The 17,588-nt window shown below is 41.4% G+C and carries 17 protein-coding genes; 5 read left to right on the plus strand and 12 right to left on the minus strand.

The genetic code is table 11. From position 1 onward, the window contains the following. Positions 1–54 precede the first annotated feature (54 nt). The 4 genes from FTD44_RS04100 to lpxB are packed head-to-tail and all read left to right on the plus strand — an operon-like array spanning position 55 to position 3,860. Positions 55–960, plus strand: coding sequence for an MraY family glycosyltransferase (locus FTD44_RS04100; RefSeq protein WP_222165279.1), 906 nt, complete (start codon positions 55–57; stop codon positions 958–960). A gap of 20 nt (positions 961–980) precedes the next feature. Then, positions 981–1,814 carry a glycosyltransferase family 2 protein gene (locus FTD44_RS04105; RefSeq protein WP_222165280.1) on the plus strand — a complete coding sequence of 278 codons (834 nt, stop codon included), beginning with the start codon at positions 981–983 and terminating at the stop codon, positions 1,812–1,814. A gap of 3 nt (positions 1,815–1,817) precedes the next feature. Beyond that, on the plus strand, positions 1,818–2,699 hold the full coding sequence (locus tag FTD44_RS04110) for an NAD-dependent epimerase/dehydratase family protein (RefSeq protein WP_222165281.1): 882 nt from the start codon (positions 1,818–1,820) through the stop codon (positions 2,697–2,699). 51 nt (positions 2,700–2,750) lie between these two features. Further along, complete coding sequence (gene lpxB, locus FTD44_RS04115; RefSeq protein WP_222165282.1) at positions 2,751–3,860, plus strand: lipid-A-disaccharide synthase; 1,110 nt, start codon at positions 2,751–2,753, stop codon at positions 3,858–3,860. A gap of 67 nt (positions 3,861–3,927) precedes the next feature. Here the strand turns inward: lpxB and FTD44_RS04120 are convergent, their stop codons facing one another. The 12 genes from FTD44_RS04120 to FTD44_RS04175 form a co-directional block, all read right to left on the minus strand. Further along, on the minus strand, positions 3,928–4,935 hold the full coding sequence (locus FTD44_RS04120; RefSeq protein WP_317196828.1) for a bifunctional phosphoglucose/phosphomannose isomerase: 1,008 nt from the start codon (positions 4,933–4,935) through the stop codon (positions 3,928–3,930). Positions 4,936–4,956: 21 nt separating this feature from the next. Further along, positions 4,957–5,583 (minus strand): acetyltransferase, encoded by a 627-nt coding sequence (locus FTD44_RS04125; protein ID WP_222165284.1) that lies wholly within the window; start codon positions 5,581–5,583, stop codon positions 4,957–4,959. After that, a complete protein-coding gene (locus tag FTD44_RS04130) occupies positions 5,584–6,180 on the minus strand; it encodes a sugar transferase (protein WP_317196824.1) in 597 nt (198 codons plus the stop codon). It abuts the gene before it with no gap. Positions 6,181–6,276: 96 nt separating this feature from the next. Continuing rightward, the gene (locus FTD44_RS04135; protein ID WP_222165286.1) at positions 6,277–7,440 is read right to left on the minus strand and encodes a glycosyltransferase family 4 protein; all 1,164 of its coding nucleotides are present in this window, start codon (positions 7,438–7,440) and stop codon (positions 6,277–6,279) included. Beyond that, positions 7,421–8,515 (minus strand): glycosyltransferase, encoded by a 1,095-nt coding sequence (locus FTD44_RS04140; protein ID WP_222165287.1) that lies wholly within the window; start codon positions 8,513–8,515, stop codon positions 7,421–7,423. Before FTD44_RS04140 ends, FTD44_RS04135 begins: the two co-directional genes overlap by 20 nt. Then, positions 8,515–9,429, minus strand: coding sequence for a glycosyltransferase family A protein (locus FTD44_RS04145; RefSeq protein ID WP_222165288.1), 915 nt, complete (start codon positions 9,427–9,429; stop codon positions 8,515–8,517). The genes FTD44_RS04140 and FTD44_RS04145 overlap by 1 nt, the downstream gene beginning before the upstream one ends. Continuing rightward, complete coding sequence (locus FTD44_RS04150) at positions 9,429–10,403, minus strand: EpsG family protein (RefSeq protein WP_222165289.1); 975 nt, start codon at positions 10,401–10,403, stop codon at positions 9,429–9,431. Before FTD44_RS04150 ends, FTD44_RS04145 begins: the two co-directional genes overlap by 1 nt. Before the next feature lie 121 nt (positions 10,404–10,524). Then, positions 10,525–11,649, minus strand: coding sequence for a glycosyltransferase family 4 protein (locus FTD44_RS04155; protein ID WP_222165290.1), 1,125 nt, complete (start codon positions 11,647–11,649; stop codon positions 10,525–10,527). Beyond that, entirely contained in the window at positions 11,646–12,731 is a 1,086-nt protein-coding gene (locus FTD44_RS04160; RefSeq protein ID WP_222165291.1) for a glycosyltransferase family 4 protein, read from the minus strand. Before FTD44_RS04160 ends, FTD44_RS04155 begins: the two co-directional genes overlap by 4 nt. A gap of 52 nt (positions 12,732–12,783) precedes the next feature. Continuing rightward, on the minus strand, positions 12,784–13,839 hold the full coding sequence (locus FTD44_RS04165; protein WP_222165292.1) for an acyltransferase family protein: 1,056 nt from the start codon (positions 13,837–13,839) through the stop codon (positions 12,784–12,786). Next, positions 13,830–14,801 carry a glycosyltransferase family 2 protein gene (locus FTD44_RS04170; RefSeq protein WP_222165293.1) on the minus strand — a complete coding sequence of 324 codons (972 nt, stop codon included), beginning with the start codon at positions 14,799–14,801 and terminating at the stop codon, positions 13,830–13,832. The genes FTD44_RS04165 and FTD44_RS04170 overlap by 10 nt, the downstream gene beginning before the upstream one ends. Continuing rightward, on the minus strand, positions 14,798–15,940 hold the full coding sequence (locus FTD44_RS04175; RefSeq protein WP_222165294.1) for a glycosyltransferase family 4 protein: 1,143 nt from the start codon (positions 15,938–15,940) through the stop codon (positions 14,798–14,800). The genes FTD44_RS04170 and FTD44_RS04175 overlap by 4 nt, the downstream gene beginning before the upstream one ends. A 184-nt stretch (positions 15,941–16,124) precedes the next feature. Here FTD44_RS04175 and FTD44_RS04180 point away from each other — a divergent pair, with 184 nt between their 5' ends. Further along, positions 16,125–17,588 carry an MBOAT family O-acyltransferase gene (locus FTD44_RS04180; RefSeq protein ID WP_246625324.1) on the plus strand — a complete coding sequence of 488 codons (1,464 nt, stop codon included), beginning with the start codon at positions 16,125–16,127 and terminating at the stop codon, positions 17,586–17,588.

Below are 17,588 nucleotides of genomic sequence, written 5' to 3' on the forward strand. Positions count from 1 at the left end.
AGTATAGAGTCATAGATGTTTTACCTGCAGTACGGCGTTGCCTTATTTTGTTTAATGCTGTTATACATATTTATTGCCAAGCGCTTTAATATTGTAGACATTCCTAACCTCAGATCTTCGCACAATCATATTATTGTACGTGGAGCGGGAGTCGTATTTCCGCTTTCGCTGATTGTGTATACAATTACTTTTTCCCAGTATTACCCCCATTTTATTTATGTATTTGCCGGGGCCATGCTCATCTCGTTCATTAGTTTTATTGACGATATACGCAGCCTGCCGGTATATGTACGTTTGCCGATCCATGTCATCTCGGTACTGATGCTGATGCATGGTTTCAGTGTATTCGAGCACTGGCCATTATGGTTCTCTACCAGCTTACTGTTTATTATGCTGGGAATCATAAATGCCTATAATTTTATGGATGGCATTAATGGCATGACAGCACTCTACAGTCTGATCTCTTTCTCCTCTTTCTGGTTTGTGATCAAATATGCAGAGCATATGGAAAGCACAGCCTTTGTAAACTATGGTATTGTTTCCTGTATCGTTTTCCTGTTTTTCAATTTCCGTAAAAGAGCCATCTGTTTTCTGGGCGATGTCGGGTCTATAGGTCTGGGATTCTGGACCGTTGCCGCCTTATGTTATATCATTTTTCTCCAGCATCATTTCGAATATATTTTATTCCTTTCTGTATACGGAATCGATACCGGTTATACGATCCTGGAAAGATTGCGTAAAAGAGAAAACATCTTCAAACCCCACCGCCAACACTTATACCAGCGACTGGCAAATGAGGGGAAGCAGAGTCATCTGGTCATCTCTACCATTTATGCCTCTGTACAGCTTGCCGTTAATGCTGTGGTTGTCTTTACCACCTGGAATATCATCATAACCGGACTGATTATCATGATACCTTTAAGTATTACATACTTCTGGCTTAAGCGCAAATATTTGTAGTTTAATTGTATTTTTACGGAATGACACTTCCGGTACTTTCCTGCAGCATTGTGCTGTATAATAACAGTATGGATATGCTGGCCCAGGCTATCGGCAGCGTATTGCAGTGCCCGCTGGTGCAGCATTTATACCTTGTAGACAATTCCCCTCAACCGCTGTTTTCCGAACCGTTTGAAGATAACCGGATCGAATATATTTTCACCAATAACAACAGAGGTTATGGTGCCGGTCACAATATCGCTCTTCAAAAAAGTATGGAGGCTCAGACTCCGTACCACCTGGTGCTGAACCCTGATGTATATTTCGATGCAGGCACACTGGAAGTATTACTGAGCTACCTTGCTGCCCATCCTAAAGTAGGTAACATTATGCCGAAGGTTTTGTATCCGGATGGTAGTCTGCAGTATTTATGCAAACTGCTTCCTACTCCATATGACTGGATCGGCCGCCGTTTCAATCCTTTTAAATCTATGGTTGCGAAACGCAATCAATTATTCGAACTGAAATTTACGGGCTACAAGGATATTATGGAGGTACCCTACCTGTCTGGCTGCTTTATGTTATTAAATATTACTGCTCTCCGGGATACGGGCTTATTTGACGAGCGTATATTTATGTACGGAGAAGAGACGGACCTCTGCCGGAGGTTAATCAAGGCTGGCTACCAGACTATATTTCACCCCGGTGCTACTATATATCATGCCTTTGCCAAAGGCTCTCACCGTTCCCGAAAACTTACCCGGATCGGTATGCAGTCGGCAGTATACTATTTTAATAAATGGGGCTGGTTCCTGGATAAGGAACGTCGTACAATCAATCAAAGAACATTATCCCTACTAGGATATAAGCCATAAATTATGATACTGGTTACCGGAGCAAACGGTTTTTTAGGAAAGCATATCTGCCAGGCAATACCTGCTGCGGAGCTATGTACTTTATCCCGTACTGATGCCCGTATGGCTATTGATATCAGTAAGCCTTTCTTACTACCGGATGAACAGATCTCGACTATCATACATGCTGCGGGGAAAGCGCATAGCATTCCCAAAACGGAAACCGAAGAACAGGAATTTTACAAGGTAAACGCAGAGGGAACGAAGCATTTATTACAAGCACTGGAACAGTTAAGTACACTACCGAAAGCATTTGTACTGATCAGTACTGTTGCGGTATACGGCCTTGAACAGGGTATAAATATTTCTGAAGACACTCCATTACAAGCCACCAGTGCTTACGGTAAGAGCAAGGTAATGGCCGAGACTATGGTACAACAATGGTGCATGAAGCATTATGTACGCTGCACGATCCTGCGTCTGCCGCTTCTTGCGGGAAATAATGCTCCCGGCAATCTTGGTAAAATGCAGGAAGCAATAAAGAAAGGACGGTATTATAATATCGCCGGAGGCAGGGCTCATAAAAGCATGGTGCTGGCAAGTGATGTTGCTAATGCGATTAAACCCTTATCTGCCATTGGTGGCATCTATCACCTTACTGACGGACAGCACCCTACTTTTGCGGCACTAAGCCAGGCTATGGCTGCAAAAGCGGGCAAAAAGCCTCCATTAAGTATTCCATATATACTGGCACGACTGGCGGCAACCTTAGGCACTTTTATGCCCGGATTCCCGTTTAACCGGTCTACCCTTGATAAGATGACTGCCGATCTTACTTTTAATGATGATAAAGCAAGAAGTACCGGGGTATGGGCACCGCAATCTGTACTGGACTTTTACCGGTAAGCAGTATATCTGAAACATCTATAGTACTTTTGCACAAATCTTTTACGGATTATGAAATACTACATCATTGCCGGTGAGGCAAGTGGCGATCTGCATGGCAGTAATATGATCAGGGCACTGAAACAAACAGACCATGAAGCGGATATCCGCTGCTGGGGCGGCGACATGATGCAGGCTGCAGGTGGTCATGTAGTAAAACATTACAGGGACCTGGCCTTTATGGGCTTTGTTGAAGTGGTAAAACACTTAGGAACGATACTGGGTAATATCAAATTGTGCAAGAAAGATATTGCAGACTTTAATCCAGACGTGGTCGTATTCATAGATTACCCGGGATTCAATATGCGCATTGCTCAATGGGCAAAATTACAGGGTTACAAAACGGCTTATTATATCTCCCCTACAGTCTGGGCATGGAAAGAAAAGCGGGTGCACCACATCAATAAATATGTAGATGAGATGATGGTTATCCTCCCTTTTGAAAAGGCTTATTATGATAAGTATGGATACCGTGTCCGCTATGTAGGACATCCTTTAATGGAGGTGATCAATGCGGAAGAAAACAAACCTTCCTCTCTGGATAAAAAAGACAAAAAAATAATCGCATTACTTCCGGGAAGCCGTACCCAGGAAATCAGGAAGCTATTACCTGTCATGTTGGAATGTGCACAGCGCTACCCGGAATATGAGTGCATTATTGCACAGGCTCCGGCACAGGATGCTGCATTATACCAGGAATTTATCGGCAACAATCCTTCTGTACGTTTAGTACAGCATAAAACATATGATATCCTGAAAATAGCAGATGCTGCAATTGTAACCAGCGGCACGGCAACGCTGGAGACGGCATTGCTGGAAGTGCCGCAGGTAGTAGTGTATAAGATCAATCCGATAACCTATAACCTGGCGAAGAGACTGGTAAAAGTGAAATACATTTCACTGGTGAACCTGATTCTCGATCGCCCTGCAGTACGCGAACTGATCCAGGACGACTATACCGTGCCCAATTTACAGCAGGCACTGGAATCTATTTTATATAATAATGACGCTATTTCGGAGATGAAAGCGGCTTATAAAACCTTGAAGCAAATGCTCCAGGCTGATCATATGGCATCTGAGCTGGTGGCGGCTACGATATACAAACTGGCATCAGGTCATTAAGCCAGGCATAAAATACAAGAGCGGGCGTGTACAAACACGCCCGCTCTTGTATTTTATATTTTCTATATTATTCGCAAAGCGATTTTTTAAGATAGTCAATCACCTTAACTTCCACAGCATCTACATGTCTATGTTCAGACAGGTACCAGCTGCTCCAGTCACCTAAGAGGATCAGATAGAGCACTTTTTCAAAATAGGTATTTCCTTTTGCATAAACATCTATTACAACAGAAGTATGCTGTTCGATGATGCTTTTATTGATCTGAAATCTTTTTATGATACGCTCATACTCATCACCGCTATGGAGAAACAAAACAGCCAGTTGCTCATTCTGATCTCTCCATCCTACCAATTCATTATGATTCATCTCTGGAATTACTCTTTCCCAGCCAAGGATTTTACTATTTTCGTTAAACTGCTGGCGCCAGCGTGTCGCTACACTAGCAATATGCTGGTCCACATAAATGACAGGCATTCTGTTATCGATACGAGCAACAATATCTCTTGCTTCCGCTTTGATTGCTTCGTGTGTTTGCTCCAGTAAAGCAACAGCAGCATGCAGTTCATTTACAAACTCATCTCCGATAATGCCATAATGCTTCAGTACAAATAAGATCTGTACAAAAGAGTAGCCGACGCATGCTCTGGGAGGCATAGCACCTGGTATTTGCAGCAGGTCTACGTCTTTCTGTGCAGCAGCAATACCAAGTTTACCACCGGAAGTGATACAAACCAGCTGAGCATTACGCTTACTGGCCTCTTCAAAGATATATAAGGTTTCCTCTGTATTACCCGAATAAGAACAGGCAATCACCAACGTATCCTGGTCTACAAAACCGGGCAGGAAATAATCCTTGCAAGTCAGCACAGGTACACTTATTTTTTTATCTATATAATTGGTAACAATCTCCGCACCGATACCACTACCACCCAAGCCGGCCAGTAGTATATTTTTCACAGCAGTAGGTTTATGCTTGAACGTATAATCTGCTCCGACCTGCAATCCCCCCGTAATATGCTGAGGAAATTCCTCAATATATTCTCTCATGGTTCTATACTCACTCATGTAGATGATAGTATTTTTTTCTAATAGTTTTTAAATAGTTTTTTGTTTTGCAGGATTGCCCATAACGGTGGCCCCTTCCGGAACATCTTTAATGACTACCGCTCCGGCTCCTACTATGGCCCAGGCTCCGATATAGATACCCTGCTTTATCGTTGCACCGGCTCCGATATGCGCCCCTTCGCCCACTGTCACATTACCACACAATGTCGCATTTGGTGCTATATGTACGTAATCATGAATGATACAATCATGATCTACGGAAGCATGCGTGTTGATGATCACATGCTTACCGATATTTGACTTGGCATTGATTACAGCACCGGCAACCACAACAGTCCCTTCACCGATCTTGGCTTTAGGAGAAATAATTGCTCTGGGATGCACTCCCATACCAAATGTATATTTCGCAAGCGTCTCTTCAGCTATTTTTTTCCGGATTACATTACTCCCTATAGAAATAATATAGTTTGGCGACACGGATTCGATCGAGATATCTGCTAATGCTTCTACCGAAGGTCGTACCCTCAATTGATCAAAAATAATCAAATTCGGATTATCATCTATAAAAAAAAGGATATCCTTTCCTTCCTGCTCTAAAATATCCAGGATAACACTGCCATGTCCGCTGGCTCCATATAGAATATACGCCTGTCCCATTTATTCAGTCTCTCCTTTAAATTTCTCAATGGTAACCGATCCTGTAGCACTGATGCCTTCGGATTTAAATACTTTCTGAATAGTTTTCAGGGCTATTTTAAGGTCAAGACCAAGAGATACATGGTCTACATACCAAACATCATAGGCAAACTTCTGAGACCAGGATATAGCATTTCGGCCATTGACCTGTGCCCAACCGGTAATACCGGGACGAACATTATGCCTCCGCGCCTGCTCTTTACTGTATAAAGGCAGATACTCTACTAATAAGGGCCTGGGGCCGATCAGACTCATATCGCCTTTAATAACATTGAGTAACTGGGGAATTTCGTCTATAGATGTTTTTCTTACAAAGCTGCCAACTGCAGTCATCCGTTCAGCATCACTCAACAAGTTCCCTTGCGCATCCTTCTTATCATTCATTGTTTTGAACTTGATAATGCTGAAGATTTCGCCTTTCTTACCCGGCCGCTTCTGAAAAAAGAATGGTTTACCCTGATTGGCAAAAAACAAGAGTATAACAGCCAGTACAAAGACAGGGGAAAGTAACACAAAACCGAACAATGCAACCGTAAGGTCTATGAATCTTTTTCCCACAGTTATATACATAATACTATAATCTCCTTTTTTGCAAATGTAATCTTTTTTACATATTCGACGCTATTCTACCCTGCTTATGGCTATATGATTACATTATGATAACAGTTTTTGGTAGAATGTCTGTATCGCATGCCAGACTTCTTCATTCCGGTAACGGGAAACGACCAGCTTCCTGGTTTCCTGCCGAATCTTGTTGTACTGCTCTTCGTTTTTATATAATTGCAGCATTCCGGAGGCTAAGGCTGCAGCTGAGCCAACCGGTATCAATAAACCATTTACTCCCTCTTCGATAATTTCGTTACAACCATTTATATTGGTTACTACAGAGGGGAGCTCCATGGCCCCAGCCTGTAAAACGACATTAGGGAATCCTTCCCGGTAACTAGGGAAAGCCAAGACATGGCTTATAGCCATATACGGACGCACATCCTTCTGAAAGCCTACTGTAATGATATTGCTGTTCTGTTCGATTTTCTGCCTGGTCTCGGGCAGCAAGGGATCTAATGCTTCCTCGTAAGGGCCAACAAGCAGTAATTTTATATTTTTTCCGGCATTGGACACCTCTTCAAAAGCGGCCACCAGTTCATTAATGCCTTTGTCCCGTACCAGCCTACCGACAAAGATGAATACAAAATCTCCGGGTTGTATGCCTAAAGCATTTCTTAAATCATTCCTCTCCGGCTCCGTGATCTTTACCGGATCAAAAAAGCCGGTATCCAGCCCATTTACATTTCCATTGGCCAGCACGTTCATTGGTTTACGTGTAATATTATAGGTTCTTAGGTCTTGTAACACTCCCTGTCCTTCCGGTATGATGTGTGTGGCGGCACGGCACAGCAGTCGATCCATCTGAATCAGCAGTTTTTGAAATATCCCTGTTTTTGAAGGGAATATAAGCCCTGTAAATGTATGTATACGCAGCGGCACCCCTGCCATCTTAGCGGCCAGCATACTGAGCAGGCCCGCCTTTGGAGTGATGGAATGTACTATATCGGGTCTTTCTTTGCGAAATAATTTATATAATCTTATCAGAGAAACCAGGTCTTTCAGCGGACTGATCGATCGCTGCATGGATATATCTACAGTGCGTACGCCCTCCCGTTCCCTAACAGTATCGAGATGATGATCCTGACCGGAAACGGCAATTACTGCTGCATTTTGATTCAAAAAGGCAAGCTGGCCCTTGAGCAGGTAATCCAAGGAAAGTGCGATCGTCGCAGTACGAATAATTTTGGGCTTAGGAGCAGATATATTCATACAGTTCTATATGTTGGTTTACCATTTTCTGAATATCGTATTGTTCTGCACGCTGCACGCATTGTGCGGCTACCTGGTTATACCATTCTTTGTTTTCTATTAATTTTGATAACACTTCAGCCAGGCCTGCATCATCGCCCTGATCAAACAGCAAACCAGCCCCTCCGACAACTTCCTTAAGCCCGGGCACATTACTGGCCACAAATGGCTTACCGGAAGCCATACCTTCTATACTGGACAAAGAGAGTCCCTCGTAATGAGAAGAGAGTACAACCATATCGGCAGATTTCAGGAGGCGGGCTACATCGGTACGTTGACCCAGAAATAAAACCCGGTCTCTGAGTCCCAGTGTATCCACCAGGGTTTCGCAGGTCGGACGGGTTATGCCATCTCCAACCAATAGTAATTTTACATGCTGAGGTAAATGTGTTAATGCACGTATCAAGGTCGCCTGATCTTTCTGTTCGCGAAAACCGGCAACTTGTATGAGCAGTTTATCTTCATCCTTTAATTGTACCTGAATAGCTGATTTAGACATAGGCATAGCCTCTTTAATCTGAGCCAGGTCTACTCCATTTTCAATAACCGGGAAACGGGCCTGTGGTAATCCTGTATGCTTGACCAGCACATCACGTATACCGGAGGTAATGCATACTGTACGATCATAATACTGGTATAATAATTTATCTATCCTGCGCAGGAGTGGGTGTTCCAGTCTCCTGTTCGTCGTATTATGTTCGGTGAAGATCAGTTTAATATTTGCTCCGGATAGTTTCTTTGCCAGCACAGCCCAGTATTGAGCAGGAAAAAGGTGCACATGGGCAAGGTCATATTTTTTCAGAAACGGGATAATGGCTCTGATATGTCTCGGGCTATACACACTGTTATCCTTGGCCGCATGATATATATTACAGCATTTGAGGGCTTCCAGCTGCTGGAAAAAAGGGGTCTTTTTACTATCCAGCAATAATATATCCATTTCAATTCCCTGTGCAACATAACGAGGAATGGTATCCAGCAAAAGCTTTTCAGCCCCACCGGTACCCAGACTATTAATAATCTGCAGTACTTTCATCAGGATCCGGTTTTATTAAAATTCATTTTTGCACCTTTACGCACTTTATAGCCAATATACTGCTTCAGCAACCAACCGAACGGTAGGGCTAAAATAGTATAGGCTGGGAAAGGAGACTGTGTGATAAATTGTTTTTCTCCGGCCATCAGAGCACTGGATACATAGTGTATATTCTCTATAAATCTTCTTTTGGCAGATGAGACCACTTTCATCCGCTCTTTGCGGTAAAAGGCAAATCCTTTAGGGTTGTTCCAGTATTGGCGGAACATGCTGAAGCTTGATCCGTCCTGCTGATATTCGACAATACACAGTACTTCATTACATACCAGCAACGGCATATCCTGATCTACCAGGTAATACTTATACGCAAGTCCTACATACTTTTCCCCGCTAAAAATCGGATACTCGGGATAACGGTTTATGATTTCAGTACGGTACACCAGTTTTTTATCTCCGCTGCCACCGCCCTCATAATAACCAAGAAGGGTTGTTTCTTTTAAATCTTCAGGGAAGGCTGCACCAATAAGTCCTCCTCCCATTATTTGATCCAATCCGATAAGGCCGGCATATTTTTCATTGCCATGCTGCTTCCAGAAGTGCACAATTATCTCTACCGCATTGTCCGGCATATAATCGTCCGAATCTATGCATACATTCAGTTCCGTTGCAATATTTTTATAAGCAGTATTATGTGCTCCATGCATGCCCTGGTTTTGCTGATGTACATAACGGATAGGGATCAATGCCTCTGAAATCCATTTTTGTACAAGTACCTCTGTATCATCTGAGGAGCCGTCATTTACAATAAGCCATTCAAAATCAGTACTGGTCTGTCGCAATAAACTCTCATATAACCGGGGCAGCGTATGTGCTCTGTTAAAGGCCGGTGTAAATATCGTAAGTGTTTTTTCCATTATCCTTTAATAACAAGCATGAAGTAGGTAAATAAATAATATATGGAGATAACGGAAGCCAATACAACATTTTGGTTTTTCCAGAACTTCATTTTCACCATCGGGTAGATAATAACAGGAGCCATCAGGAACCAGGAAAGGTAGGCGATACGGTTACTATAGTTTGCGCGGATTACAAGGATCCAGAATCCATTGGCGATAACGAAGGTATTGTACAGGTGTACATAGAATTTCTCCGTAAATTTCTCTTTGATAATAAAGTAGTATCCGGCGAATATACCCATTGCTGAATAAAGGATAAAGTCCCAGCGAAACCCTCTGACGGTTTGCGTATCAATATTACCCTGTCCGAGGTATGCAGAACGGCCATCATCAATAAAACCACTGAAAAGAGATTCCCATACGCCTCCGCTGACCAAAGAAAGCGGGATAAAGCAAAGCCAGGCGATAAGGATGTATTTCGTATTACTATAGAACAATGCTACAACAAATCCAACCAGTGGAATTAATATTGATGCATGTATACCTATGGCCACGTACATAATGATAAACATCAGCCACTTTCGTTCATAAAAGCATAGCGCAAATATAAAGAGTGCTGTGGCCATACCATTACGCAGGCCATTCGTCCCATAACTGAAGAAGGAAAAGGAGCCTACAAACATAAAAAAAGCATAAAACCAGTAGGCTTTGAAGTATTTCTTACTGAATATAAAGCAGGGTACCACATATATAATGTCGATGGCCAGGAAGAACTGCTCCAATGTCATGGTATTGGTGGAGAACTTCAAAAATGCACTGAAAGCCCAGTCACTGCTCCTATACTGTACCAATCCTAGTCGCTGCATCTCAAAGGAGTGTCCATAGAAATAGGAGTCACCGTATGCCCTTGGATTGGGTCGAAGACCCAGATACAGGGTTACCCCTACAAAAAGAAGGTATCCGATCAGGCTCACCGCGCCGATCGATTTCATATTTTGAATATCGGTAGATATTAACTGTATGACGAGCCCCAGCAATACCAGCAGTAATATGTGATAGTATATCTGTGTATATAGCTGTGGAGGAATGAATAATAGCATACCAATAATGAATCTATTTTTTTATAATCCTATCAAATAAGTTCAGCCAGAGGTCCATAACCCGCCCCAGTTCGAAACGCTGTACATTTTCCCTTGCTTTTTGCCCCATTTGGGCTCCGATTTGAGGATTTTGTGCCAAAAATATTATTTTTTCGGCCAAGTCATCTATATTTTTATACATAGCCAGCAGTCCGTCCTCCTTATCAACAATAATATTCCGCGGACCATTAGGACTGTCAAAACTAACTATGGGAAGCCCTACAGCGAGTGATTCTAAAAGTACCATCGGAAAACACTCTGTCTCTGAGCTCATTACATACATACTATATTCTGGAAATATCGAAGTCATGTCAGATGCCACACCCTTAAAAAGCACAACATCATCTAGGCCAGCCTGCTGTACCTGAGACGCTAATTTTTGTTGTGTATCAAGATAGCTGTCTCCGTAAATATGCAATTCCCAATCAGGCAGTACCTGATGCACTTTGGCCCAGGCTTCAATAAGGTATTGAAAACCTTTGACCGGTGCAATACGCCCGGCAGCAATGGCCCATGTTTTTTTATGTACCTCTGGTAATTGATCCGGGATAGCTATCGGATTGGGGATAACGACAACATTATTCGCATTGTAATACTGCTTTTCATCTTTATTCAATGCAATAATCGCATCATACTTCCATTCAATATAATCTGTAAGCTTATATAATATTTTTTTAAAAAATGACTGTGTATGCTGACGAGCTTGCTGCTCAAAGTATCTTGAAGAATGAAATTCTTTGACTTTTGCTGCCCTGGAATATAAAAAAGGCATGAAAAAGAAATCAAAAGCGTAATTACAGACAATTACGACATCTGGTTGTAATATTTTAAATGTATGCTTTAACTTACGGTAATGTCCAAATGCCTTTTTAATATTAGAAAAAGAGACATAGCTTCTGCTCCGGTCATAATTTATAGAGAGGTCATGCAAATGTATACGACTATCGAGCTCAAAGCAGGGCTGATGCCCCTGTTGTTCGGTCGTGACAATATGTACTTCCATCCCCGGCAGTGCAGCGATATAATTAGCCTTTAAGGCCATAACTCTTTCGATACCTCCATGCAGGTATACCTGATCTGTCGAGAATACTACTCTCATTTGATTAATTGTTTAAATAGGCGATCCCATTGACCAATTACCTGTTCCGGCAGAAAACGCTGTACCTGCTTACGGGCCAGCTGTCCCATCTCCTTACGTAGTTTTCCGTCTGCCATTAGTTCCTTTAATCGCTCAGTCATTTCTCTGACATTTCCTGGCGGCACCAGAAAACCGTCCTCTCCATGAGCAATAATATCCCGGGGCCCGGAAGGACAGTCGAAGCTGACACAAGGCAACCCGCAGGCCATTGCTTCTATAAGTACCATACCGAAACCTTCGGATCTGGAAGGTAATACCATGATTGATGATTCCTGATATCGCAGCATAATCTCAGGATCAGGCTCGTGAAAATGTACGGTATTGGCGACACCAAGCGCCTTCACCATAACAGGATAAGTCTGCGCATTATCTATGCGGCCATAAATATGCAACTCCCATTCGGGAAAAATATCTTGTAGCCCTTTCCATACCTGCAGCAACAGGTCATAGCCTTTATTATATGAATGTGACCCTACGGCAATCAGTTTAGGAGCCAGGGTATCCGAAACCTGTTCCGGATAGAAGGTAAGGGGATTGGGAATGACTTTAAGATTATTATTTGCATGCCATTCATTAAGATTATTCTGAGTCAATACGACAAAAGCATCAAAGCCTCCTGCCAAACGCTTCATCAATCCTTGCATCACCTTAGCTTTAAGTCCTTGCTGCTGATCAATCAGCACCGATGCATGTCGCTCGTATATTACCGGAATCCCAGAATGACGGAGTATCTGTGGCACAAAAAAGCCCTTAAGACCATCATCACAAACAGATATAACATCAGGCTGCACTTCCTGTACAATGGCTTTAATACCACTACGATACTGCTTTATATATTGCAAAGGATTACCACCAACTGAAATAGTATGCATTTTTATACCTGGTGCAAAAGCATAAAACGGATTTCTCCAGGCTTCATTTAATACCAGGATGTGTACCTCATAGCCAAATTGCTCTGACAATGCAGTTGTTTTAATGGATAGCACACGCTCCAGTCCGCCAGAGCCATTGATACCATTAGTAATATATAATATTTTCTTCATTGATGTCATTTAGCCCTGCAAAAGTAACAATACGGCTTTACATTAGTGTGGCCTAAGCTACTTTAGTTATTCCTCTATTTTCGAACAATTTGCCTATAAGTGTAATCAGGAGATTTATTATAAATGAACTCGCAATACTGCAGGCTACTAAGACTAAAAAGATCAGGGGGATATACCTAAAACCAAAAATAAAATCGTGAAAATATGTGATATAAAAGAACATATGCACAAGCCACATATTGGTTGCATGAGGTGACATAAAATCCAGTAGTGAATTGACCCAGGCTGGCCATTGTACCTGAAGAAACAGGAATATAAATGGTATTGCAAGGAAGGGCGCAATAATAAAATTGGGCACCAAAGCATGCAAAATAACCAGACCTATTATACCTATAGTGCACAGCAGGCTTTTATACTTTATATGCTGCAGTCTTACGGTCAGATTAGTTTGCCACTTCATAGATAATGAGACTGCTCCTGTAATAAAAGGAAGAAAACTGGTCCCAAACAAAGACGCTTCATTATGTACCCATCGTACTATTTCATGCTGCGAAGTACTGGGCCTATAGACTCTGAAGTAGAATGCAATTATATACAGAACAGCAGAAACTCCTAAAATCAAATAAGGGTTACTCCTGCTTACCCAACGAAACGAAAGAGGAGAGGTAAGCACAAGCAATATATATATAAGCAGAAACCACCAGGCTCCGTTATATGAATTGATGATACCACTGGCATTGAATAACACCCTCGTCCAGGGGCCAACAAATTCAGTACGCCCCAATGCAAGACCTAGTCCTACTACAAATAATAACAGGATAACCCAGTAATTGAGATATATCTTTTTCAGCCTGGTCATATTATCCCTCAGATAGGTCTCAGGCTTTTTTGTGTATTTATAATACAATCCATACCCGGATACAAAACAGAAGACTGGTACACAAGTATCTCCAAATAAGGATAAATAGTACACTAAAGGCTTTTCTCCAATAAATACCAATGGAGTAAATAGGCCTTGAAAATTCAATGTATTAAAAAGATGCAAAAACAGCATAAAGAGTATCGCTACTGCCTTCAGCTGGTTTGATTGCTTTACCGTTATTTCCATATATTTTTTGCTTTGGCCTTTAATTGCTGCATTTTTGATTGCAACAGCTGTTTTAAGAAGAGCCAGGTGGCATTTTGCGGTTTTAGATTTTGAAATGCCTGATGTGTTATTAAATTGCTGATACGTTGTTTCTTTCGCCGTAATGATAGCTTTTCATCTTTTGTAATATCACTGCACATTCGTAAGAGAAAAGCTTCCATCCGTTGTTTCAGGTATTGCATTCTTTCCTCTTCACCCATATCGGTTTTACGCAGCAATGCATCCAGCTTTCCATTAACCATCACATACGAATCTATATAGGATTCTTCTATTTTAGCTGATAAGCTTTGTTCATTTAGCCGGTTATAATGGTATAAATATTTAGGGATATTAGCTGCTTTCCTAACGTATTGTGCATATTCAAGGTTAAATATAAGGTCTTCTGACATTTTAATATCTGAATGAAACCTGATATTATGTTCCCTGATAATCGACAGCCTAAACAATTTGGCCCAGGGTACACCAGCCGTGCCTTTTAAAAGGGTTTGGGTGAGTACAGAACGATCCTGCAAAGTACCCGTGTGCAGAAAATCATTGACAGGGACATGCGTACCGTGTATTGAATGGTCGAAATAACCGCAACAAATCAGATCAGCATCATCTACAAATCCAGCAGAGAGCCCCTGAAAATAATCAGGTTCTAACCAGTCATCGGCATCAACAAATCCGATATAATCTCCGGTTGCATGAAGCAGTCCCTGATTTCTGGCAGCCGAAGCTCCTTGATTTTCCTGGTCAATCACTACAATCCGCTCCTCCTGCTCTGCACAGGAAAAGGCTATGGCCAAAGAATCATCCGTAGATCCATCATTAACCAGCAGTACTTCTAAATTGTCATAGGTTTGCTGTAATATACTGTCCAGACAAATCTTCAGATATTTGGCCGCGTTGTAAACGGGTATGATAACGGATATTTTCTTCATAGATCACTCTGTGTCAATTGTTCAAACAGCGCTTCCCATTTTGGCATGATTTGTTCAGGGAGGTATTGCTTACTTTTCTCCACTGCCGCCCTACCCATTTGAGCTCTTTTTTCTTCTGACGCTATCAATTGTATAACGTATTCTGTCATCTGACTGATATCACCAGGAGGTACAAGCCAGCCATCCTTTCCATTATCAATAATTTCAGACGGTCCGCATGGGGTGTTATAACTGATGCAGGGTACTCCCGCAGACATTGCTTCAATCAGTACCATTCCAAATCCTTCTGCCAGGGAGGAAAACAACATTAATGAAGCATTACTATATACTGAAGCAATGTCAGTACTGACCCCTTCAAGAAATACATGTTTTGTGAGTCCATTATCATCAATGTACTGCTCTAATACCGGACGCTCCGGCCCTTCTCCATAAATGTGCAGGGTCCAGTCGGGATATGTCTTAATGACCTCTTTCCAAACTTTCAATTGATCTATATGATTTTTCAACCTGTCCAGCCGGCCTACTGTTATCGCTTTTTTGGAGTGCAGTTGACTCTTCACTTCATTTGGCTGTAATAGAGTATTGGGAATGACAGCTACCTGGGTGCGATAATTAGCTTGCTTACGATCCTGCTCCGTCAATAAAACGATACAATCGAAATTATTGAACTGCCGATAACTGTTGTTATTCACAGCACGCGTTTGTAAGCGGACTTTCCAGTCTGCCTTTTCCGAGATCATCATCTCTACTGCTTTATGAGACGAATGAAACTCCCTTATTATTTTCGCAGAGGTCTGCAATTTCGGGATCACTTCATCATCATATCCCAGTTCGTTTACTATAATAATATCAGGCTTGACCTGGTCTATTATTGCCTGATAGTGTAGGACAATTTTAGGAAGGACCCGTTTTTTTGTCCATACCGGGATAATCCTTTTAGGCAGCAGTTGATGAATCGCTGCATCTATAAAATGAATTTTAGGATTTAAGGGAAAACAGAATGGCTGATTACGTTGATCGGCAGTGATGATCCACACTTCATTACCAGGACGATCGGCCAGGTAATTCGCTTTACTGATCAACACTCTTTCTGCGCCGCCCATTTTATATAATGCTCCCGTGCAATACACTATTTTCATAGTAAAATCTTTCTATTAAAATAAACCAACCACTGATCTCGCAAAGCTAAGATTTTAATGATGATAAAAGTAATCCGATCTCCGTAATGCTACAGTGTCAATTTTATCAGCAGATTAGCCTTATAGACTAATACAAGATCATTATATTTGTTTTTTTTACCTTCATCAGGTAATTTCTTTAATATTGCAGCCTAAAGAATACACCGATTTTATGCTCTTTAATTCATGGAATTTTTTCATATTCCTTATTATCATCTATATTGTTTATTGGTTAATTTCCAATAAACGTCTAAAAGCCCAAAACAGTCTTTTATTAATTGCCAGCTATTTTTTCTATGCCTGCTGGGATTGGCGATTCCTGTTTTTGTTAGTTTTTTCTACTTTCCTGGATTATATAACCGGATTAAAAATCGAGCAGAGTAATCAAAAAAGCAGTAAAAAATTCTGGTTTTGGCTAAGTATAGGTATCAATCTCGGCTTTCTTGGTGTTTTTAAGTACTATAATTTCTTTGCAGAAAATTTCGCTCAGTTACTTACCTCATTTGGGTTAAAAGTAAATGTACATTTGCTCAACATTGTTTTACCGGTAGGTATTTCGTTCTATACCTTTCATGGATTATCTTATGTAATAGATATTTATAAAGAGAAGATTAAAGCAGAAAAGAATGTAATTAACTATGCCTTATTCGTCAGTTTTTTCCCTCTCCTTGTTGCCGGTCCTATTGAAAGGGCTACGCATCTCTTGCCACAAATCAAAGCTCCGCGCCAATTTGATTATGCAAAAATGGTTGATGGTCTGAGACAAATTCTATGGGGCTTGTTTAAGAAAATCGTAATTGCAGATAATTGTGCAGAAGTCGCGAATCAAATATTTACAAATCCGGGGCAATATAATGGAAGTACACTCTTGCTCGGTGCAATCTTTTTTACATTCCAGATATATGGTGATTTTTCCGGGTATTCAGATATTGCTCTGGGAACGGCCCGTCTGTTTGGTATTGAATTATTAAAAAACTTCAACTTCCCTTATTTCTCAAGAGATATCGCTGAATTCTGGCGCAGATGGCACATATCTCTTTCCAGTTGGTTTAAAGATTACCTCTACATACCTTTGGGAGGCTCTTCTGGTGGTACGTGGATGAGAATACGCAATACTTTTATCATTTTTCTGGTCAGTGGCTTCTGGCATGGCGCCAACTGGACATTCATTATCTGGGGTGGCCTCAATGCACTGTTCATCATACCATCTGTTATCACTAAAAGTAACAGAAAAAATATGGGCATAGTGGCAGAGCACCGCTTATTCCCTAATGTAAAAGAAACAGTGCAGTTAATATCTACATTTTTGCTCACCGTATTTTGCTGGATTTTTTTCAGAGCAGAAAGCTTGTCACATGCCATAATGTACATCAAAAACATGCTGAACAGGTCGTTATTCTCATTTCCCAGTATATTACCCATTCCCCTGATTATACTATTATGCATTTTTATAGGTATTGAGTGGCTGGGGCGTCGCGGAAATTACGCAATCGAAAGAATAGATATCATCCGTCCACGGTTTGCCCGCTGGAGCTTTTACTATTTTATATTACTGATCGTATTCCTGTTTGCTTCAAAAGGAGAAACCTTTATCTATTTTCAATTTTAA

The organism is Edaphocola aurantiacus (assembly GCF_019797745.1).
Taxonomy (GTDB): Bacteria; Bacteroidota; Bacteroidia; order Chitinophagales; family Chitinophagaceae; genus Edaphocola; species Edaphocola aurantiacus.